Source organism: uncultured Ramlibacter sp. (assembly GCF_936925435.1).
GTDB lineage: Bacteria > Pseudomonadota > Gammaproteobacteria > Burkholderiales > Burkholderiaceae_C > Ramlibacter.
Genome location: NZ_CAKZHQ010000002.1, coordinates 371141 through 391844, shown reverse-complemented (window position 1 = coordinate 391844; position 20704 = coordinate 371141). Strand labels below are relative to the sequence as shown.

General features: G+C 65.5%; 21 protein-coding genes. 13 read left to right on the top strand and 8 right to left on the bottom strand.

All coding sequences use genetic code 11. The features are described 5' to 3' along the window. Positions 1–8 precede the first annotated feature (8 nt). The 4 genes from Q0632_RS02000 to Q0632_RS01985 all read left to right on the top strand — a co-directional run bounded on the left by Q0632_RS02000 (position 9) and on the right by Q0632_RS01985 (position 2761). Complete coding sequence (locus tag Q0632_RS02000; RefSeq protein ID WP_298923804.1) at positions 9–488, top strand: GNAT family N-acetyltransferase; 480 nt, start codon at positions 9–11, stop codon at positions 486–488. Positions 489–560: 72 nt separating this feature from the next. Continuing rightward, complete coding sequence (locus tag Q0632_RS01995; protein ID WP_298923802.1) at positions 561–1292, top strand: DUF3047 domain-containing protein; 732 nt, start codon at positions 561–563, stop codon at positions 1290–1292. Between the two features lie 279 nt (positions 1293–1571). Then, positions 1572–2585, top strand: coding sequence for a WYL domain-containing protein (locus Q0632_RS01990; protein ID WP_298923800.1), 1014 nt, complete (start codon positions 1572–1574; stop codon positions 2583–2585). Further along, positions 2582–2761: a hypothetical protein gene (locus Q0632_RS01985; RefSeq protein WP_298923798.1), complete on the top strand. Its 180-nt coding sequence runs from the start codon at positions 2582–2584 to the stop codon at positions 2759–2761. The genes Q0632_RS01990 and Q0632_RS01985 overlap by 4 nt, the downstream gene beginning before the upstream one ends. Positions 2762–2940: 179 nt before the next feature. On the opposite strand, the gene Q0632_RS01980 is transcribed toward Q0632_RS01985, so the two are convergent. The 4 genes from Q0632_RS01980 to Q0632_RS01965 all read right to left on the bottom strand — a co-directional run bounded on the left by Q0632_RS01980 (position 2941) and on the right by Q0632_RS01965 (position 5494). Next, positions 2941–3546 (bottom strand): DUF4116 domain-containing protein, encoded by a 606-nt coding sequence (locus Q0632_RS01980; RefSeq protein WP_298923796.1) that lies wholly within the window; start codon positions 3544–3546, stop codon positions 2941–2943. Positions 3547–3769: 223 nt separating this feature from the next. Next, the gene (locus Q0632_RS01975) at positions 3770–4261 is read right to left on the bottom strand and encodes a hypothetical protein (protein WP_298923794.1); all 492 of its coding nucleotides are present in this window, start codon (positions 4259–4261) and stop codon (positions 3770–3772) included. A gap of 55 nt (positions 4262–4316) precedes the next feature. Next, positions 4317–5078 (bottom strand): hypothetical protein, encoded by a 762-nt coding sequence (locus Q0632_RS01970; protein ID WP_298923792.1) that lies wholly within the window; start codon positions 5076–5078, stop codon positions 4317–4319. A gap of 173 nt (positions 5079–5251) precedes the next feature. After that, the gene (locus Q0632_RS01965; protein ID WP_298923790.1) at positions 5252–5494 is read right to left on the bottom strand and encodes a glutaredoxin domain-containing protein; all 243 of its coding nucleotides are present in this window, start codon (positions 5492–5494) and stop codon (positions 5252–5254) included. A 68-nt stretch (positions 5495–5562) separates the two neighbouring features. Here Q0632_RS01965 and Q0632_RS01960 point away from each other — a divergent pair, with 68 nt between their 5' ends. Both Q0632_RS01960 and Q0632_RS01955 read left to right on the top strand, forming a co-directional pair. Next, the gene (locus Q0632_RS01960) at positions 5563–6726 is read left to right on the top strand and encodes a DUF3179 domain-containing protein (protein WP_298923788.1); all 1164 of its coding nucleotides are present in this window, start codon (positions 5563–5565) and stop codon (positions 6724–6726) included. Between the two features lie 359 nt (positions 6727–7085). After that, the gene (locus Q0632_RS01955; protein ID WP_298923786.1) at positions 7086–9191 is read left to right on the top strand and encodes a TonB-dependent siderophore receptor; all 2106 of its coding nucleotides are present in this window, start codon (positions 7086–7088) and stop codon (positions 9189–9191) included. A 37-nt stretch (positions 9192–9228) separates the two neighbouring features. Here the strand turns inward: Q0632_RS01955 and Q0632_RS01950 are convergent, their stop codons facing one another. Then, on the bottom strand, positions 9229–10800 hold the full coding sequence (locus Q0632_RS01950; protein ID WP_298923785.1) for an ABC transporter substrate-binding protein: 1572 nt from the start codon (positions 10798–10800) through the stop codon (positions 9229–9231). Between the two features lie 4 nt (positions 10801–10804). Next, on the bottom strand, positions 10805–11554 hold the full coding sequence (locus tag Q0632_RS01945) for a response regulator (RefSeq protein ID WP_298923783.1): 750 nt from the start codon (positions 11552–11554) through the stop codon (positions 10805–10807). Positions 11555–11731: 177 nt separating this feature from the next. On the opposite strand from Q0632_RS01945, the gene Q0632_RS01940 reads away from it, so the two are divergent. Next, positions 11732–12097, top strand: a complete 366-nt coding sequence (locus Q0632_RS01940; RefSeq protein ID WP_298923781.1) for a hypothetical protein — start codon at positions 11732–11734, stop codon at positions 12095–12097. On the opposite strand, the gene Q0632_RS01935 is transcribed toward Q0632_RS01940, so the two are convergent. Next, a complete protein-coding gene (locus tag Q0632_RS01935; RefSeq protein WP_298923778.1) occupies positions 12056–14968 on the bottom strand; it encodes a PAS domain-containing protein in 2913 nt (970 codons plus the stop codon). The two genes, Q0632_RS01940 and Q0632_RS01935, sit on opposite strands and share 42 nt — an antisense overlap. Before the next feature lie 135 nt (positions 14969–15103). On the opposite strand from Q0632_RS01935, the gene Q0632_RS01930 reads away from it, so the two are divergent. Both Q0632_RS01930 and wrbA read left to right on the top strand, forming a co-directional pair. Further along, positions 15104–15856, top strand: coding sequence for a response regulator transcription factor (locus tag Q0632_RS01930; RefSeq protein ID WP_298923775.1), 753 nt, complete (start codon positions 15104–15106; stop codon positions 15854–15856). 77 nt (positions 15857–15933) lie between these two features. Further along, on the top strand, positions 15934–16536 hold the full coding sequence (gene wrbA / locus Q0632_RS01925; RefSeq protein ID WP_298923773.1) for an NAD(P)H:quinone oxidoreductase: 603 nt from the start codon (positions 15934–15936) through the stop codon (positions 16534–16536). Positions 16537–16549: 13 nt separating this feature from the next. Here the strand turns inward: wrbA and Q0632_RS01920 are convergent, their stop codons facing one another. Beyond that, positions 16550–16978, bottom strand: a complete 429-nt coding sequence (locus Q0632_RS01920) for a hypothetical protein (protein ID WP_298923771.1) — start codon at positions 16976–16978, stop codon at positions 16550–16552. Positions 16979–17237: 259 nt separating this feature from the next. Between Q0632_RS01920 and Q0632_RS01915 the strand changes: the two genes are divergently transcribed. The 4 genes from Q0632_RS01915 (at position 17238) to Q0632_RS01900 (ending at position 20639) form a co-directional block, all read left to right on the top strand. Then, the gene (locus Q0632_RS01915; RefSeq protein ID WP_298923769.1) at positions 17238–18119 is read left to right on the top strand and encodes an alpha/beta hydrolase; all 882 of its coding nucleotides are present in this window, start codon (positions 17238–17240) and stop codon (positions 18117–18119) included. Positions 18120–18262: 143 nt separating this feature from the next. Next, a complete protein-coding gene (locus Q0632_RS01910; protein ID WP_298923893.1) occupies positions 18263–19135 on the top strand; it encodes an alpha/beta hydrolase in 873 nt (290 codons plus the stop codon). 12 nt (positions 19136–19147) lie between these two features. Beyond that, positions 19148–19993, top strand: coding sequence for an alpha/beta hydrolase (locus Q0632_RS01905; RefSeq protein ID WP_298923767.1), 846 nt, complete (start codon positions 19148–19150; stop codon positions 19991–19993). A gap of 91 nt (positions 19994–20084) precedes the next feature. Beyond that, positions 20085–20639, top strand: coding sequence for a GNAT family N-acetyltransferase (locus Q0632_RS01900; protein ID WP_298923765.1), 555 nt, complete (start codon positions 20085–20087; stop codon positions 20637–20639). Positions 20640–20704 lie beyond the last annotated feature (65 nt).

Sequence of the window (20704 nt, the reverse complement as noted above, 5' to 3'; positions counted from 1 at the left end):
CTGTTTCCATGGCCACCATCGACATCCGCCCCGCGCAAGCGGACGACGCCGCGCTCATCCTGCGCTTCATCAAGGAACTGGCTGCCTATGAAAAGGCGGAAGACGAGGTGGTGGCCAGCGAGGCCGACATCCGCGCGTCGCTGTTCGGCGCCGACAGTCCGGCCCGTGCCCTGGTCTGCAGCGTCGACGGCGTGGCCGCCGGCTTCGCCGTCTACTTCTTCAACTACTCCACCTGGCAGGGCAGGAAGGGCCTCTATCTGGAAGACCTGTACCTGACACCCGCGCACCGTGGGGTCGGCGCCGGCAAGGCCTTGCTGCAGCAGCTGGCGCGCATCGCGGTGGCCCAGGGTTGCGGGCGCTTCGAGTGGAGCGTGCTCGACTGGAACGAGCCCGCCTTGCAGTTCTACCGCTCCATCGGCGCCTGGCCCATGGACGAGTGGGTGCGTTACCGCCTGGCCGGGCCGGCGCTGGCCGCGTTTGCTGCGTAGCAGGGACTTCCCCCGCCCCCGAGCCGCGGGGCCCCTGTCATACTGTCCGCAAGACCCTTTGTTCGAGGCCGCATGCACTTTCTTCCCAGCGCGTTGTTGTTCAGCTTGTCCCTGGGTTGTGTGGGTGCTGCGATCGCCGCCCCGAACACCGGCGTGCCCTGTGAGGCCAAAAACCTGGGCTTCGAGCGCAAGGAGGCCGGCTGGGCCCACGTGCCCATGTCCAAGCTCAAGCGCGACACGGTCTACACCCAGGTGACGGAAGGCAAGCGCAGCGTGTTGCGCGCCAGTGCCGACCGCTCGGCATCGCTGTACGCCGCTGTCATCGAGCCGGCGCTGCGCACGCCCATGAGCCTGAGCTGGGAATGGAAGACCGATGCCCTGGTGGCCGGCGCCGACAACCGCGACCGCTCGCGCGAGGACGCGCCGCTGCGCGTCATGGTGTTCTTCGACGGCGACTTCAGCAAGCTGGCGCCGGCCGAGCGCAAGCGCTTCGAGCGGGTCAAGAAGTTCACCGACAAGGACCTGCCGTATGCGGTGCTGATGTACGTCTGGACCGACGGCGTGCCGGTGGACACGGTCATCCCTTCGGCCCACACCAGCCAGGTCAAGATGCTGGCGGTGGCCTCGGGTGCGGCTGGCCTGGGCGCCTGGCAGTCGGTGCAGCGCAACCTGGCGGCCGACTACCGGCGCGCCTACGGTGCCGAGCCGGGCCCGGTCACCGGCATCGCGGTGATGAGCGACACCGACAACACCGGCGGCAAGGCCGTCGGCGAGTACGCGGGCATCCGCCTGCGCTGCGGCTGAAGCAGGGCCAAGCGCCGCCTACTCCCATGGTCGGCGGCGATGGAAGGGGCGGCGCGACCTCTTCGCAAATCTGCACCGATCTCTGAAGGCTTCAGCACCCGAAACAGGTCATGGCCGCCGGCGGTTCCGTTGAGGCTGGCTTCCACGAACGGTCGGTAAAAAGCAACGGACGAATTCTGTCGTTTGAAACTAATTCCATTCGTAGATTGACTCCTGCTGACATAAATTGGCGCCTACTTGGCTAAGCTGGCGCGGCTTCTGAGATTCCAGGAAAACCATATGAAGTTGAAGACCGGGGTGCATCTGCTGCGAATGTTGCCAACCCGCCCAGAGGGTGCGCTCACTACCGCCGAAATTAGCCAACGCTGGACCCGCAACGGAGGCGCGCCTGTCGATATCCGGTCCATCCAGCGCTACATGGAGCAGCTTCGGGCCAAGGACGGCGAGGGGCCTGCCCTGCTTGGAACGGAGAAGCGAGGGCGGGAGCGCGCCTACTACCTTCTTACCTCGCAAGTGGCCAACTGGTTCATGACGGAGGAGGCCGCACTGGACCTCCAGCTGAGCCGGGATGTCTTCGGGCGCGCGCTCAGGGCTGGTTCCAAATCCAATGCGGGCAAACTGGCGGACATGGCCGAGCAGATCGTGGCCGCGTCGCCCGAGGCGCAACGCATCCGGGAGCGACTGCAAATTGCACCGGACGGCATCGGCAGGCTACCGGCCCGGTTCGAGACCGAAGTGCTTCGGGCTGCGATTGACGCCATCGGAAAAAACAGGAAGCTCAAGCTCACCTACAAGTCATCTCAAGGCAAGGTCGCCGGCGAACTGGTGAGCCCACTCGGACTCGTGGCCAAAGACGGGACGATTTACCTGGTCGCCGTCAGGGGGCTCACGGATTCGCCGCGGCCTCTCCCCTTGCACCGCGTGTCTGCAGCGGAAGTGCATTTCCAGCAGGCGCAGCTGAGGCCTGAGTTCGAACTGAAAAAATACATCCTCGACTCCCATCAGTTCAGCCATCCGCTCGATCCAAAGGCTGATCCGGTTGTGCTCAAGCTGCGGGTGGCACCGGAGACGATTTACCACTTCAAGGAGCGCCCGCTTTCGGCTGACCAGAAGGAATTGGCCCCCAAAGGCGCAGAGCCTTGGTGGGTGGTGACGGCGACCGTTCCCAATACCCTTCTGCTCGTGCCTTTCCTGCTCAGCATGGGACACTGGATCGAGGTTGTGGAGCCGGCTGACGTCCGGGCGAAAACGGCCGAGCGTGTTGGCGAAATGTGGGCGCACTACGCCCCATGACGAGATCCGTACATCCCCGCTATCTCATCAAGTCGCGTTTCAAACTCGCGCTGGAGTGCCCGACCAAGCTGTTCTACATAGGCAAGCCTGGGCTGTACCTGGACACGAAGCAGCAAGACGATTTCCTGCAGGCGCTGGCCGAAGGCGGTTTCCAGGTCGGCGAGTTGGCCAACTGATGTACCCGAGCGGGGCCTGGCGCAGCTTCACCACAAGGGGGCATTGCGTGCGTCCAACCAGTAAGGCAATTCTGCGTTCAAAGGCAGAGTGCATGCACCGACTGGACGAGGTGTAAGCCCGAGGGGGACTCTACATACTGTACGGAGGGAGCAGAAGTTCGGACAGCCTTGGTAGAGCGTCAGTTCGGCCGTTTCCAAATTGGCTTCAGATTGGCTGGAAGCCAGGCTGCGTTGCAACTTGGACAGCAAATTGGTACGTGCCGATCTGCTTCATAGCTGTTCTTGCAGGCGATGCGGCACATGGCCACCGACCGAAGTTCCAGCGGGACATACTCAAGCGCCCCGCCATCCTGCCGAACAGCAGCTTCGCAGATTTCGCGGAGACGAAGATGTTCCGGAACGTACGCGAGTGCCATGCCGGCCGCAGCAACCGCAATTGCGCAGACTTCAGCATTCCGGAAATGATCGGGAATGTGGTACAGGGCGAATCCGGTCCTGCGTACCGCCAGGATGCACAAATCTAGCGTGATCTTGTCGTCGGGAACGGAAGAGATGCATCTGCCGTCATGCGTGACCGCGATCAGGCAAAGTTCGTCCGTCTTCAGATTGTCGGTAACCGACTGGAAGGCGTGGGGATTGCCTCGCATGGCGATGCTGCAAAGCTCGGGCGTTCGCCGTGTCTCCGGAATGAGTTCAAGGTCCAACCCGTCCAGTGAAACGGTCTCCAAGCATTTTTGACACCCATGGGCGGGTTCAATGTCACAGTGATCAAAGCCGAAATGCATGGAGCCTCCTTGATGCCTCGGACGAATGGTGGGCCGCGACGACATCTGAGAGATGATCAAGGCGTCCCATCCGGGGCGTCGTTCTCGATTGCCGTGAAGCAGGCACTCGTGGTGGACGATTCCCTGTCTAGCCTGGAACGAGTCCATCTTCGATGGTCGACCAAGTGCCGTTAGGGATGGACTCCGGCAACTCCACGGCGACCGGTCCAAGTCGCCTTCCCGCCTACTCCTGACTCCCCCGAAATGCGGCGTTCGCCTTGATCTCGATGCCGACATGTTTGTAGCGTGCAAATGGGTCTTTTTCGTCCCAGTTCGCTGGCATGCTTTTCACCAAGCCAGCAGCCCGAAGACATGCATCCTCCTGCGGCGTGACCAGGACCATCACAGCGTACTTTGCAACGAGATTCACCACGCTGTCCAGGGTAGGGTCGCTGGCCCCGGCAAAAGCTTTCAGCGTGATGCTCACTGGCACCGCATGGTCTGCAACCAGAGGCGCCTTTGGATCTTCAGCCAACCGCCGTTCGGCGGCGACAGACAGGTGACGGCAGTTCTTCCGGTTGACGTTGCCCTGGTACTGCGGATTCGATTTGTTGATGGCTTCCCGCAGTACCGTTCGAACTGCATAGTTGGTCGCAGCGTTGGCCGGCATGGTTTGCCGCAGGTGCATTGCCACAGCACACAGATTTCGAATCCCGGTTGGATTGTTGGAGCGCATTCAGATCTTTCTTTTGCAAAAACTATGGATGGGCCAGCACCAGGCTCTGCAGATGTCAGCCAACGATCATCGGGACGATGGGGTCCGGCCGGCCCAGAACGACGCGCCGGCCCGCGAGCCTGCCTGGAATGGCGAGGACGCGTTGGGACATCTCTCGCACGGGAAAGGCAACATCTTCGATCGGGTCCATGATCAGCAGCTGCGCGCCATCTGGCAGGTGCCTGGGGACGAGGTAGGCCGCAATCGGAGAGGGCTGGTAGTACGGGTAGTAGCGGGTCGTGGGAATGATCTCCGCCCATCGATCCCTATCAGCTTCAGCCCGCGGGTCGTTGTTCAAGCTGATGTGACCTGAATCTGCGTGTTGTCTGACCTTGACCTCGGCGAGGAAGTTCTCAGTGTCAAAACGTACACGCCGAACGTCCGGCCAATAGCCCAGATTGGCCGCCCGGTTGACCTCGTCCACCGAGCGTGCCGTCCGGATCGGCGTGCGGCCCTGGCCGTTGGTTTTGAGGTCCGTCCCTCGTGGAATCGCGTCCCTGTCCTTGAGAAAGATGACCCGGCCGGAATCGGCGGAACCATGAACACAGGCCGTCGAGTTTCGCCTTGCCAGCACGGCAACCGCTTCGACGACCGGCATCACATCGAGATTGATGACGCGCTGATTGCATTGCGTACAGCCTCGCCAGCGGTATTCGCCCTGCTCGATGGTGAGTTGATTCCAGTGCATCGCCTTGGGGCAGTGCACCTGCTTCAGACGTCGCCCGTCCGGCGCGTAGAGCACACTGGTCTTTTCGTCGTAGATGAAGCGGTCGCTCACGGGAAGCTTTCGTCGGTGTTCCAGCAGTCAAAAAAGGCGCGAGGCGGCCCGAAGAAGACTGTTTCACACTGGACCGACAAAATCGGACGTCGTGCGCTGCCGACGTGACTCAATTCGAATTCGCGGCCGCACAACCGGCCATGCTCGAAATTCAGGACATGGTCTGAGCTTGGCTAGCCGGCCAGCTGGGCCAGCGCCGCCTGCAGGCCGGCGAGGCCGCCGACACGCTGGTCGTTGATGAAGATTTGCGGCATCTGGCGCACGGCGGGCCCGCACTTTTCATAGAAGGCCAGCCGCTGTGCCTCGTCGTCGAGCCGGATTTCGTCGTAGGCCAGGCCGCGGATCTTGAGGGTCATCTTGGCCGCATCGCATTGGGGACAGGCCGACTTGGAATACACGACGATTTTCAGGTTCATGGACCGGAGTCTATCGGGGCCGCAGCGGCTTGCGCTCATTACACTGGCGGCGTGAAACGGGACGCCCCATGACCATCCTGTACCTGCTGTCGGCCGCCGCGCTGCTGGTGGGGACTGCGGCCATCTCCATGGCTTTGCTCAAGCCGTTTCCCATTGCCTGGCTGCACCGCCACTACTTCGTCCGCAAGCCTGTTGTCTGGACGATTTTTGCGGGCTCGCTGGCCTGGGCGGCAGGGTTGTGGGCCGCGGCCGGCGCATTTCCCTGGGCCGCTGCCGTGCCCCTGGCGCTGACGGGACTGGCCGTCGCTCTGACCTACCACATGCACCAGGAGAGCGCCTTTCCAGCGGTGGATTTCCCGGCGATGGCCAATGCGCCGTTGCGGCTCCCCCTGGGGGACGGCATGCAACTGGCGGTCATCGAGCACGGCGGGGTCAGCAAGGCCTACCCGCTGGACTACGTGGTTCACCACCACATCGTCAACGACCGCTTCGGCGACCGCACCGTCTCCCTCACGTACTGCGCCATGTGCCGCAGCATCATTGCTTACGACGTCACGGACATCGGGCCGCTGTTTGTCGGATCGTTCAAGAACGCGAACATGGTCGTGGCGGACCGGCGCACCGGGACGTTCTTCCAGCAAGCCACGTTCAAATCTGTCGTCGGGCGGCTGCACCCGCACACGCTCACGCCCATCCCTTTCCAGATCCTGCCCTGGAGCGAGGTCCGGCGCCTGGACCCGCTGCCTTGCGTGTGCCAGGTCAGCCGCGATGACTTTCGCGAGTTCCAGCTGCCTGTCCCCGGCGTCTGGAGAAAGATCATGGCCAGCGAGGCAACCCCCGGCCTGCCCGCAAGACTGCGCGACAAATCATTCCCTGCAAGAACCCATGTCGTCGGCGTCATCGACCCGACGGCCGCAGTGCAGCCCGCCTATCTCAAGCGCGAGCTGCTGCAAAAGGGCGTGGTTCGCAACCATGCGCTGGATGCCTTCTTTGTCGCGCGGGGCGACACGGTGAATGCGTTCAAGGGCAGTGTGGCCGGACACTCCGTGGAGTTGGTGGTCGGTGCAGAGGGGGCACTCTCGGACGCCCGCAGCGCGACGGTATGGGATGCGCGTGGCAAGCACAAGAGCGGGCCGATCCAGGCCGACCTGGAGAAGCTGGCGATCTCAGACGAGTACTGGTTCTCCTGGAAGGCCTTCCATCCGGCCAGTGTGCTGATTCGCCTGCAGTGAGGCGGGCGCCGGCTCGCCGCCGCTGGGGCTGGGCCTGCGCTTGCGGCGACGGTGAAGAAGCAGGGGTGTTTTTGAGGTGGCCTTGGGTATACTCGCGGCCCCAGCCACATGCTGTGGCGCTGGCGTCCCCTTTGCGGGAACCGCTGGCCGCCCCGGGTGCAGCCAGCTCCCCACTTGCTGGAGCAGCGCCCCCCCAACTTTGCGCACCACGGTTTCACCGGCAGCCTCGCGGCAGCCGTGGCCTGTTGGCGCGGGCGCGATCCGGCTTCCATCGCCCGCACACCATGTTGAACCAACTGCTTCGCCCTGAGCGCAAACCCAGCCAAGCCCGCCTGTCGGCAGCCCGAAAATGGATTCCTGTGGCCGCCGCAGCCAGCCTGTGCTGCGCCAGCTGGGCGCAGGACAGCGAGCCCGGGGCCCTGGGCAGCGTCACCATCACCGGCACGCGCGACAACGCAACGACCCGGCTGCCCCTGACCCCGCGCGAGACGCCACAGTCGGTCAGCACGGTCGAGCGCGCGCAGCTCGAACAGCAGTCGCTGACCAGCGTGGACGCGGTGCTGCGCAGCGTCACCGGCATCCATGTCAGCCTGTTCGACACCCAGCGCCCGCTGTACTACGCGCGCGGCTTCCAGATCACCGATTTCCAGGTGGATGGCCTGCCGACATACAGCGCCAACACCAACCAGGAGTTCGACACCGCGCTGTACCAGAGCATCGACATCGTGCGCGGCGCCAACGGCATCATGACCGGCGTGGGCACGCCTTCGGCCACCATCAACCTGGTGCGCAAGCGCCCGCAGCGCAAATTCGGCGGCTCGGTGGCGCTGACAGCCGGCAGCTGGGACCTCTACCGCGCCGAGCTCGACCTCAACGCGCCGCTGACCTCCGACGGCAGCGTGCGCAGCCGCTGGGTGGTGGCGCCGCAGACGCGCCACAGCTTCCGCGACCGCTATGAGGAGGACAAGTACGCGCTGCTGGGCGTGATCGAGGCCGACATCGGCGCCGCTACCGTCGCCTCCGTGGGCTACCAGCGGCAGAACAACGAACCGGTCGCCGGCATCTGGGGCGCGCTCCCGCGCTTCGCCTCGGATGGCGGTCTGGCCAATATGCCGGTGTCCACCAGCTTCTCGCCCTCCTGGACCCGCTGGTCGCGCGATTCGGCCACCCTGTTCGCGACGGTCGACCACCAGCTCGCCGAACAATGGGCGCTCAAGGCCGCCTACAACCACACTGAGGGCAAGAATTTCAGCCTGCGCACTTACGGCTACGGCAGCACCGTGTCCAGCGCGCCATTCCCCAATCGGAGCACCGGCGCCGGCGTGCGGCTGTATGCCGCGGTGGGCGGCGGCACCGAAGAGCAGGACACGCTCGATGCCTTTGTCACCGGCAAGTTCAGCCTGGGTGGCCGCCAGCACGACCTGACTGCCGGCTTCAGCAGCCTGCGTACCACCACCCATAGCGACGGCTACACCAGCGTGGCCGGCTGGAGCTACTCCGTCCCCAACGCCTACGCCTGGGACGGCACGGCGCCCATGCCGGCCTACAGCCGCACCGGCGCATTCACCGAGCAGAGCACCAAGCAGGACGCGGTCTACGCGTCGGCGCGCTGGCGTCTGGCCGACCCGCTGGCGTTGCTGACGGGCGTGCGCATCACCAATTGGAAGCGCCACACCGACAACCACAACACCTCCGGCGTCTACACCAGCACCACCGCGCGCCAGTCGGTCAGCCGCGAGCCCTCGCCCTTCCTCGGCGTGGTCTACGACCTCAGCAAGGAACTGTCGGCCTACGCCAGCCACACCGGGATCTTCAATCCACAGAACTACAAGGACCGCAACAACACTCCGCTGGACCCGGTGCAGGGCATCAGCAACGAAATCGGGATCAAGGGCGAGTGGGCCAGCCGCGGCATCAGCGGCTCGTTTGCCCTGTTCGAGGTCAAGCAGGACAACTACGGCATCCGCGACAGCAGTGTGCCCGCGGCGAGCCTGCCCGATGGCAGTTCGGCCTATGTGGGCGTGAACGGCACGCGCAGCAGCGGCTGGGAGCTGGACGCGGCGGCCCGTCTGGGCGTCGGCTGGAACGCCACTGCCGGCCTGACGCGGGTGCGCACCCAGCGCAACGCCGCCGACCTGACCTATGCCAACCTGCCCGAATGGCTGGCCAAGCTGGGCACGCAGTACCGCTTTGGCGGCGCCCTGCAGCCGCTGGAGGTGGGCGCGCAACTGCAATGGCAGGGCCGCATGGACGCAGTCAATGTGCCCAGCCCGTCGGGCCCAGCCACGGTCACGCAGTCGCCCTTTGGCCTGCTCAACCTGAACGCCAGCTGGCGTTTCAGCGAGGCCACCAGCCTCTACATGGCGGTGTTCAATGCCCTGGACAAGCAGTACTGGGCGACGCTGGACTATCCCAACTACGGCGAGCCGCGCAGCTTCAGCATGACGCTGCGCACCCGTTTCTAAGGCCTGCCTTGGGCCGCGCGGCGGCCAGCCACGGCGTCTACCGGTCCAGCACCCAGGCGATGGGCAGCCCGGCCCACAGCTTGTCCACGCCCTTGAGGTCTGAGCGGGCGGCGAAGGCGGCCGAGTACTGGCCCGCGTTCACATAGGGAGCCACCTCATAGGCGCGGATCTGGAAGGCATCGAGCAAAGACTTGCGCCTGGCGGGATCGGATTCCCGGATCCACGAGGCACGCAGGGTATCGAGCTGAGGATCGCAGGCCCAGCCGGGCAGGCTGTTGCCGCAGGCTGCGCCCAGCACCACGTTGGCGATCGGCGAGTTGATGTCGAATTCCCCGCCCACCGAAGCGTAGACATTCCAGCCGCCCGCATCCGGCGCGTTTTTCCGGATCCGGCGGCTGCCGATGGACGCCCAGTCCATGGTCTGCAGATCGACCTCCATGCCGATGCTGCGCATGGTCTGGGCAGCCACCATCGCCACAGCGTTCAGGTATGTCACATCGCTTGGCACCAGCAGCACCACCTTCTCTCCCTTGTAGCCGGCCTCGGCCAGCATCTGCCTGGCCTTGGCCAGATCGGGCCGGCGGAAAGGGTCGGCGCCCGCCGCCGTGTCTTGGGGCCCCCCGCAGATGAAGAATGTGGCGCAGTGCGTCATGCGCATGTCCAGCGGATAGCCCATGGCCGCGGTGAATTTGGCCTGGCTGACCGCGTGTGCCAGCGCCTGGCGCGCCTTCGGATGGTTGAAGGGCGGGTGCAGGTGATTGAGGATGAGTACGGCCTGGTGGGCTCCGCCTGAGCCGATCTTCAGGTCTCGCTCGTTGCGCAATCCCGTGATGTGATCGGGCGGAACCTGTTCGATCAGGTCGACCTCGCCTCGCTTGAGTGCCGCGACCGCAGTGTTGGCGTCGGGCAGATAGTGCCACTCGACGCGATCGAAAGCGCTGCTCTTGCTGCCCGCCAGACCGCTGGGCGGCTCCTTGCGTGCCAGGTAGTGCGGATTGCGCACAAACACCATCTTGCTTCCCGGCACCCACTCGTCGCGCTTGAAGACATACGGGCCCGAGCCCAGCACCTCAGGCAAAGGGCTTGCCGTCGGCATCCTGGCCAACCGCTCGGGCAGGACCATGGGCGGGAAGCCGGAGGGCTTGGCCAGCGCCTCCAGCACCAGGCCGAAAGGCTCTTGCAGCGTCAGTTCGAAGCTGCGCGCATCGATGGCCTTCCACTGCGCACCGGCAACGCCCATCGCGCGCCCCATGCTATCGCGTGAGGCCCATCGCTGCAGCGATGCCACCACGTCGGCAGACGTGACGGCACTGCCGTCGGAGAACTTCAGTCCTTGCCGCAAGCTGAAGGCCCAGGTCTTGCCGTCCGCCGACCGCTTGTGGGCGTCCACCATCTGCGGCTGCGGCCGGCCTGCCGCATCGAGTGCGAACAGCGTGTCGTAGACCATGTAGCCGAAGTTGCGCGAGACGTAGGCGGTTGTGAAGGTGGGATCGAGGATCTTCACGTCCGCATGCGGGACCAGCTTCAGGGTCTTGGGCGGCTGGGCCGCGGCGCTCCAGGCGCAGGAAGCGCTCAGGGCGAGGACGGTAAGGCGTCGCAGGATGTGCATGGCTTCAACCCCGAACCGTCTCGACAGCGGGCCTGAAGCTGTAGCCGGCCCCACGCTCGGTGACGATCATGCTCGGGCTGCGCGGCGCAGCCTCGATCTTGCGCCGCAGCCTGCCCACCAGCACATCCACCGAGCGGTCGTAGACCTCGGCGTTGTGCAGTCGGGACAACTCGAGCAGGCGTTCGCGCGAAAGCACCCGCTGGGGAGCGGCCAGAAACGCCAGCAGCAGGTTGAATTCGGCGGTGCGCAATGCCAGCGTCTCTCCTTCGGGCGTGCGAAGCCTGCGCAGCCTGAGGTTGAGCTCCCAGCCATCGAAACGGTAGGCGCGCACATTGGCCACGACTTCCGAGACAGTCTCATGCATCTTGGCCCGGCGCAGCAATGCCCGGATGCGGGCCAGCAGCTCGCGCGGCGAGAACGGCTTGGTCAGATAGTCGTCTGCGCCCAGCTCCAGTCCCATGACCCGGTCGGCCTCGTCCTGCAGTGCGGTCAGGATGATGATGGGCAGCTTGGTCTGCTCGCGCAGGGCGCGCGCGATCTGCAGCCCGTCCTCGCTGCCAAGGCGCAGATCGAGCAGAACCAGCTGCGCCGGATCGCTCGCCATCACGGAGCGCATTTCCCGCTCGCTTGTCACCGCCGTCACCCGGAACTCGTGGTCGACAAGGTAGTTGGTGATCAGCTGCCGCATCGACGGGTCATCGTCCACCGCAAGCACATGCGGTGCGTTCGCGCAGGATGCAGAGCTCTCCAGCATTCGGGGGTTCCTCCTTGGAACACGGAATTTTCGGGTGCCTGCTGCCCCCATGGCCAGGGGGTCAGATGTCAGGTGACACAAAGGCGGGCATTCCTGTCTTACGCAGGCGACCATGCGGGCATCCAATCATCTCAATGTTGTCGGGGAACCTTTCCAGTACCTGACGGGAATCCGGATTTGCGTCACAACCATCGCATTGCAGTCATCGAGGGCGATCCGCTCATGAGGGAGTTGGCCGGGCGTTGGCTGGAGCAGGCTGGTCACGCGGTCGTTTTTGTTTCGGCAAGGCAACTCGACTCGGTCCCGGCGCTGGACCTGATCATGCTGGACGTTGCCAACCCCAGAGCCGCAGCCGGGCGTGTGCAATCGCTGCGCTCAGCGCACCCCGCGCCCTTGCTCCTGGTCTCGGGGCGCTTGCGTCGCAGCAACGATCCCTCGCCTGCGCTCGCGCTCCAGCTTGGCGTGTCTGCTGTTCTTGCGAAGCCGTATACGCGCGAGCAGTTACTCGCTGCCGTTGCCGCCGCGCTGGCGGCCGGCAGTTGAAGCCAGGGCATCCGACAGCACGGTGGCCAGATCGGTCCTGGACACAGGCTTGGCCAGGACGGCAGTCGCGCCCAGCGCGTGCGCGCGGCTGACCAAGGCATCGCCGAGATAGCCGCTCATCATGATGATGGGGATGTCGCCTCGCACCTCCTTGAGCGAACGGATCAGTGCGGTGCCGGACAGTCCCGGCATGCGCTCGTCGGTCAGCACGACGTCGAAATGGTCCGGCCTGTTGCGAAAGACGCGGGCTGCTTCGATGCTCGAGGTGCAGGACATCCATTGGTAACCCAGGTCTGCACACAGTTCAGACGTCAGGCGGGTCAAGGCCGGGTCGTCGTCGACCACCAGGACGCGCTGCTGGCTGCCGCGGGGAAGGTTTTGCTGGGACACCTCCCGGGGCTCGGCCACGTCACCGCTGCGTGGCAGATAGACGACGAAGCTGCTGCCATCGCCGACGCTGGACATGAGGTCGATGGCGCCACCCAGCTCGGACACGATGCCGTGCACCAGCGAGAGCCCCAGTCCCGTGCCCACATTGACCTCCTTGGTCGTGAAGAAGGGGTCGAAAATCCGCTGCCTGTCCTCCGGAGCGATGCCGCTTCCGGTGTCGGACACGGTCAACACGATGTACTCACCCGGCTCGAGCGAGCCGGTCGTCGCCGAACGCCCATCCTTGAGCAACAGGCATTCCAGGACGATGCCCAGCCGGCCGCCATCGGGCATGGCCTGAGCGGCGTTGGTGGCCAGGTTGCCCAGAACCTGGTGGACCTGGGTCGCGTCGCCCATGATCGCTGCCGTGCCCGTGCGCAAGTCGCATTCGATTTGCACATCGCCGTGCAAGGCCGGCTTGAGCAGGTCCACGGACTCTCGCACGACCTTCTCGACGTGGACGGGCATCCGTTCGCTCACGCTGCTGCGGCTGAAGGCCAGGATGCGGTCGACCAGGGTCCGGCCGCGCTCCCCGGCCATGACGATGCACTCCAGATCGCGCCGCATGCGGCTGCCCTGGCGCGTGCGCCGCAGCGACATTTCTCCGAAGCCGAGGATGGCGCCCAGGATGTTGTTGAAATCGTGGGCGATGCCGCCTGCCAGCGTGCCGACCGCCTCGAGCCGCTGCGACTGCTGCCGGCTCGCCTGTTCCCGCTTGAGATCGTCGATGTCGCTGACCGATCCGGCCAGCCGGACCGGCAGGCCCGCGGCATCCCGGACAGACTCGCCACGCAGGCGGATCCACTTGTAGCCACCACCGGGCAGCAGGACGCGCCACTCGCCGCCATAGGTCGAGATCCGCCCGGCGAGGTAGTCGGTGATCGCGTTGATCTGCTCGTGGTAGTCATCCGGGTGGATGGGCACGAGGCGGCGCCATTCCGACCTGTGCCGTTTGGTCGGCCCGGGCGTCAGGCCATAGATGCGCTGGGCGCGCTCGGAGTAGTACTGCATGCCGCTGGCAATGTCCCAGTCCCAGATGCCGTCGTTGGACCCGGCCACGGCCAGGGCGTAGCGCTGCTCCGACTGTTCGAGCGCCTGCTCGGCGCGCTTGCGGGAATCCACGTCGCTGATCGATCCGCTCAGGCGGATCGCCTTGCCATTGGCATCGCGCAGGCAACGGCCCCGGATTCGTCGCCAGAGGTCCGTGCCATCGAGCTGCCGGAATCGCCACTCCGCATCGAGTCGTTCCGTCTCGCCGGTGATGTAGCGCTCCATCGCGAGCCGCCGCTCGTGGATGTCCGGTTCCGGATGCTGGACGGCGGCCAGCCACTCGCTGCGCGGCCGCAAGCTCCGGGCACTGGGCACGAGGCCGTACAGCTCCTGCGCCCGTTCGGACATGTACATCAAGCCGGTCTGGATGTCCCAGTCCCAGATGCCGTCGGTCGAGCCCTCGACGGCGAGCGCGAACCGTTCCTGCGATTGCTCCAGAGCCTGTTCTGCGCGCTTGCGGGCATCGATGTCGGTGATGGACCCGCTCAGGCGGATCGCCTTTCCGCTGGCATCGCGCAGGCCGCGGCCACGGACCCTTCTCCAGCGGTCTGTGCCGTCCGCTTGCCGGAAACGCCACTCAGCGTCGAGAAAATCGGTCTCGCCAGCAAGGTAGCGAGTTGTCGCGAGCCGCCGCTCGGAGACGTCCGGCTGCGGCTCGTGGACGACCCCCAGCCATTCGCTGCGGGGCCGCAAGGTCAGGGCGCTGGGCACGAGGCCGTACAGCTCCTGCGCCCGTTCCGACATGTACATCAAGCCGGTCTGGATGTCCCAGTCCCAGATGCCGTCGGCCGAGCCTTCCACGGCCAATGCAAACCGCTCTTCGGATTCGCGAAGGGCCGCCGCCGTCGCGCGTTGCTCGGTGATGTCCTTCGAGGCGCCGATGACCCGCGCCTTGCCGTCGTCTTCGGCGGCCGAGACGCCGCGCTCGTGAATCCAGCGCACCTGGCCATCGGGCCGGACGATGCGGAACTCTGCCTCCCATGTTTCGGTCGGTTGGGCGAGCCAGTGGTGAAAGGCCTGGCCGATGCGGGTTCGGTCGTCCACGTGAATGGACCGGATCCACAGGCTGGGGTCCCTGTAGAGCCCTTCGACGGTGTGGCCCCAGATCCGCTCGAAGCTGGCGCTGCAATAGACAACGCGCTCGGGGTCGCACTCGGTGATCCAGATCACATCACCTGTGGCGTCGACCAGGTTGTGGAAGCGCGACTGGCCCAGATGGAGCTCGGCGACACGCTCGCGCAGCGTCTGGTTCTCCCGCTCCAAAGCAGCCATGCGATCGGACAGCGCGCCCAGATCCGGCGGTTCAGGAGGCTCCTGCATGAGAGGTTCTGCCATCGGAATGAGTATGTCCTGCTTGCCGATTATCCGGCAGGGGCGGCGCCAACCGGTCATTGCATGTCACCTGACACGACTGCAAGGCGAACTGACGAAGCCAGGATACATCCGCGCGAGAAAGTACGCCCTGGCCGGCTCCGGCTTGAAGTCCGGATCCGCGTCCACCCAGTCCCCATCTCAGGAGCAGGCACCATGAGCACCGTCCGACGTGTCGAGGTTTTTGTTTTGCACGACTCACCACTGGTCTGTGCAGGCCTGGCGGCGACCTTGCGTGCCCAGGCGGATCTGGCCGTGACCGTGGGCCATCTGCCCACGCAGGCTGTGCCGCCAGATGCGGCCCACTGTGACGTGCTCGTCGCGGACTACGGCACGGGCCTGCAATTTCTCGATCGCATGGCAGCCGGCCGCAATGCCGGGCCCGGATCTGTGCCCAGGCTGCTGATCGTGACGGAGAAAGTGGGTGAGTGGGACATCCGCTGCGCCATGGCGCGCGGTGTCCAGGGCTACCTGCTGCTTGGATGCCCGGCCGAGCGCCTTGTGCAAGCCGTGCGATCGCTCGCACGTGGCGGGCGTTGCTATGACGACGCTGTCTCGGCCCGCATCGCGGACAGTCTGGTCCATGCCAGCCTGACCAAGCGCGAGCACGATGTGCTGCACCTGATGTCCCAAGGCGCCTCGAACAAGCAGATTGCCAGGGACCTCGACATCCAGCTCGGAACGGTCAAGACGCACGTCAAGGCCATTCTCGAAAAGCTCCAGGTCCGCACGCGGACACAGGCGGTCGTGGTCTCCGAGCACCGGGGGCTGCTGCGCGCGGCCCCGGGAAATGGCGTCCCGCTCGATCGCTTCCAGAGCCTGATGCAGGGCCGGCGCAGTTTGCCCGGGCATGCTCCGTCCCGGCCCCTGGCCCTGGCATCCGCGGGGGAACTGATCCAGACGGACTAAGCCGGCACAGCACCAAGGGCGGATTCGGGCTGACGCTGGCTTGGCTAGCCTTCCTTCTCAGTCTGGAAGGAAACAAGATGGTCAAGATACTCGTCCTCTACCACTCGGTGCACGGGCACACGGAGCTGATGGCCTATGCGGTTGCCGACGGCGCCTGCCGCGCAGGCGTGGATGCGGAAGTCAAGCGGGCGCCCGAACTTGTTGCGCAAGAGGTCACCCGGGCCGCAGGCCACAGATTGGACCAACCCGCGCCCCTGGCCGACCCGGCGGAACTGCAGGACTATGACGCGATCATCATTGGCACCGGCGCGCGGCACGGTCGCATGGGCTCGCAGATGGCCAGCTTTCTCGAGAGGGCCGGCCAGCAGTGGCCGCGCGGCGCTCTGCGGGGAAAGGTCGGTGGAGGCTTTGTCTCGAGCGCAAGCCAGCACGGCGGGCACGAGACAACGCTGTTGACCATCATCACCAACCTGCTTGACTTCGGGATGATCGTCGTCGGTATGGACTACGGATATGCCGGGCAACTGTCCTTGTCAGCGCCCGAAGGGGGTTCGCCGTACGGAGCCGGCACGCTCACCGGCCTGGACGGTACGCGCCAACCCAGCCAGGTCGAACTCGACGGCGCGCGCTACCAGGGCCGGCGGATCGCCGAGACCACGCTCGCACTGCACGGCGCTTAGCCCGGACGCCCTCTCAGCCGCAGACGGCGAATCTGTGGGCGCGTGCGGCATCGCGCACGTCCAAAGGTGAATGGCCGAGCGCGCATGCGGGACAGGCGCCATCGAGCAGGTCGTTGGCCATCGCGAACCAGCCTGCAAGCTCCCAGTCGTCCATCACAGGGTTGAGCTCGTCGAGAACGCCGGCCAGCGATGCGCGCAGCACAAAAGACGGCTGGGCGAACTGGAAACAGGGGATCCAGTAGCCGCCGCCCCAAGGGATAGAGACAATGCGCCGCAGCACGATCCAGCGCGCGACGGCGCCCAGCCCATTGCTCAGGCGCTGTGCCTGCTTGTGCGCGAGTTCGTCGGCATCGAGCAATCCGCCGCTGTGCAGGAAGGCTTGCCGCATGTGATCGAACGCCATCTGGCGGGGCGCAGACGCCTGGGACGAGAGATCCAGCATGGCTGCATCCTGGCTGTGGAGACCCTCTGACTATCTGCATGGCCGGGCCGCAGCAAATCCCTCCAAAGGGGGAAGCCCAGGCTCTCCTGCGAGCCTAAGTCCGGTCTACCGTAGTACCCACTGCCGGCCCCTCCATCGGGCGGTTGGCCGCGGCAGCGGGCAGGAACACGATTGGCGCAGGCAATCCCGCCGTGCACATCCCAGGCCTGCCATGACGCCATTGCGCCAACTCCTGCCCTCCCTCCCCGGACTCTCGCTGATGGTTCCGGTTGCCGCCGCCGTGGCCGCACAGGCCAGTCCCACGCTCACAGCGGCAACGCGCGTCATCAAGGTGGATGGCGCGGACATCGCCTACCGGATCATCGGGCCGCAAGAGGGCACGCCGCTGCTGCTGCTCAATCGCTTCCGGGGCACCATGGACCACTGGGATCCGGTGCTCATCGACAGGATCGCCGCAAAGCGGCCGGTCGTGATGTTCGACCAGCCCGGCTTTGCGCGCTCTTCCGGCACGCCGCCCGACGCACTGCCCGCCTTCGCGCTCTCGGCCGCCAAGCTGGTGCGGGCGCTGGGCTTGCAGCAGGTTGACGTCCTTGGCTTCTCGATGGGCGGGACGGTGGCGTTGCAGATGGCGCTCGACCATCCTGAACTGGTGCGCACTCTGGTGATCGCGGGCTCCGGCCCCGGTCATGTGCCCGACATTCCCGCTGCATTCGCCGCTTCCAACGCGCAGGTCTGGCCGACCGCGACCAAGCCGGTCAATGAGGACGCGGACTTCCTGTTCCTGTTCTTTGGCCAGAGCGCTGCCAGCCAGGCGCTGGGCAAGGCTTACCTGGCGCGTCTGCAGCAGCGGCCTGATGCATTTGCCAGGCAGGTGGACGCTGCCGCATGGCAGGCGCAGCTCAAATCGGCGATGGCCGCTGCCACCCCAGCCACCTCGCTGCTGCCCCGGCTCGGGAGCATCAAGCAACCGACCCTGGTTGCCAACGGCAACAACGACATCATGGTTCCCACCTACGCCTCCTATGCCATGCAGCAGGCGATTGCCGACGCCCGGCTGGTCGTCTATCCCGATTCGGGCCATGGCTTTTTGTTCCAGTACCCGGAGGACTTCGCGGACGAGGTCCTGCGGTTTGTCCGCTGAGGGACGCTGACCTCTCCCCGACGGCTGATGCACGGCAGGCACGCCCCCCACACGATACGCAAATGAACCCGAATCCGGAAATCCCCATGCGCATCCTGCGGCGCAGCGTGCTGATCGCAGGCGCCGCCCTCCCGTTTGCGGCGATGGCCGCGCAACCACATCCCAGCTCCAGCAACCCGCAAAGGAAAACCATGAGCACATTCACCACCAAAGACGGCACGCAGATCTATTACAAGGATTGGGGCGCTGGCCCGGTCGTGAGCTTCAGCCACGGCTGGCCGCTCAGCTCGGACGCATGGGAGGCGCAGATGTTCCATCTGGCTTCCAACGGCTTTCGCTGCATTGCCCATGACCGCCGCGGCCATGGCCGCTCCAGCCAGCCCTGGCACGGCAACGACATGGACAGCTACGCCGACGACCTCAACGAGCTGTTCACGGCGCTGGACCTCAAGGGCGTCACCATGGTCGGCCATTCCACAGGCGGCGGCGAGGTGGCACGTTACATCGGACGCCACGGCACCAAGCGCGTGGCGCGCGCCGTGCTGATGGGGGCGGTGCCGCCCATCATGGTCAAGACGGCGGCGAACCCGGGCGGCCTGCCCATGGATGTGTTCGATGGCTTTCGCAAGGCCTACCTGGCCGACCGCTCCCAGTTCTTCCTGGACGTGGCGAGCGGGCCCTTCTTCGGCTTCAACCGCCCGGGCGCCAAGGTCTCGCAGGGCCTGATCCAGTCCTGGTGGATGCAGGGGATGATGTCGGGCCACAAGAACGCCTACGACTGCATCAAGGCATTCTCGGAAACGGACTTCACGGCCGACCTGAAAAAGTTCGACGTGCCCACGCTGATCATCCACGGTGACGACGACCAGATCGTACCCATCGGCGCCTCCGCGCTGCTGTCGTCCAAGCTGGTCAAGGGCGCCACGCTGAAGATCTATCCGGGCGGCACGCACAGCCTGGGGGACACCAGCAAGGACCAGCTCAACGCCGACCTTCTCGCGTTCGCGCGGTCCTGAACGGAGCATGCCATGGTCAACAGTCCCAGTGAGAACACCTTTGCCGGCAAGGATGGCGTCCGGATCTTCTACCGCGCCTGGAAGCCCGATGGCCCGGCGCGCGCCGTGGTGGTCATCTGCCACGGCGTCAATTCGCATGGCGGCCAGTACCTGTGGGTGGCGCAGCAGTTCGCCGCCGCCGGCCTGGCGGTCTACGCCATTGACCTGCGCGGCCGCGGCCGCTCGGAGGGCGAGCGCTTCTATGTGGAAAGTGTCGATGACTATGCCGACGACGTCAGCCGCCTGGTGGCGATCGCCAAGCAGGGGGAGCCGGGACTGCCGGTGTTCCTGCTGGGCCACAGCGCGGGTGGGGTGGTCTCGTGCATCTACACGCTGGACAAGCAGGCCGAACTGGCTGGCCTGATCTGCGAGAGCTTTGCGTTCGAGGTGCCGGCGCCGGACTTCGCCCTGGGCGCGATCAAGGCCATCAGCCACGTAGCGCCGCATCTGCCGGTGCTGAAATTGAAGAACGAGGACTTTTCGCGCGACCCGCAGGCGGTACAGGCCTTGAACAGCGATCCGCTGATTGCCGGCGAAGTCCAGCCCGCCAGCACCGTTGCGGCCCTGGTGCGCGCGGATGAACGGCTCAGGAAGGAATTTCCGCGCATGAGCCTGCCTGTGCTGATCATGCATGGCACGGTGGACAAAGCGACCGTGCCGCGCGGCAGCCAGTTTTTCTTCGACACGGTGGGCTCCAGCGACAAGACGCTCAAGCTGTATGACGGTCACTTCCATGACCTGTTCAACGACCTGGGCAAGGAAGGCGTGATGGCCGACACCCAGGCCTGGATCGATCGCCAGCTGACGGCGGCGCGCTAGAGCGGGTCTCTTGCGGCCTTGTCCCGCACCCCGGCCCCCCACAGTTCGAGCTGAAAAACGGCAGTCTACTCGCGTGTTGGAGAATCGGGCCATGGAACTGGTCTGGCCCGAACCTGAATACCTGCGCTCGTACTGCGATGCGTTGCGGCGCGGCTGGTCGCCGAACAACCTGCGGCCGCAGGTGGCCCAGGAAGAACTCGCTGCCATCCAGAACAATCCCGACGCCTACTTTCAGCGGATCGTGAACTTCGAGGGCGGTGGCGCCGGGGTCAAGCTGCCGGACGGCACGGTGGTGCCGCGGCTTCCCGGCTATCGCAAGTGGCTGTGGGACGGCGAGTTTTGCGGCAGCATCCAGCTACGCTGGCCCCCGCTGGCGGGCGGCGCGCTGCCGGACTACTGCCTGGGCCACATCGGCTACAGCGTTGTGCCGTGGAAGCAGCGACGGGGCTACGCCACGCGTGCGCTCGCGCTGCTGCTGCCGCAAGCGCGCCACCGCGGCCTGCTGCAGGTGGAGATCACAACCTCGCCGGAGAACACGGCCTCGCAACAAGTGATCCTGGCCAACGGCGGCGTGCTGGTCGAGGAATTCGAAAAACTGGCGTCCCTGGGCGGCGGCCGCGAGCTGCGGTTCCGCATCGCTCTGTAGCTGTTCTGCAGACGCAGCCACGGGGGCAGGCCAATATCGGGGCGATGACAGTCACCGGCCTGACA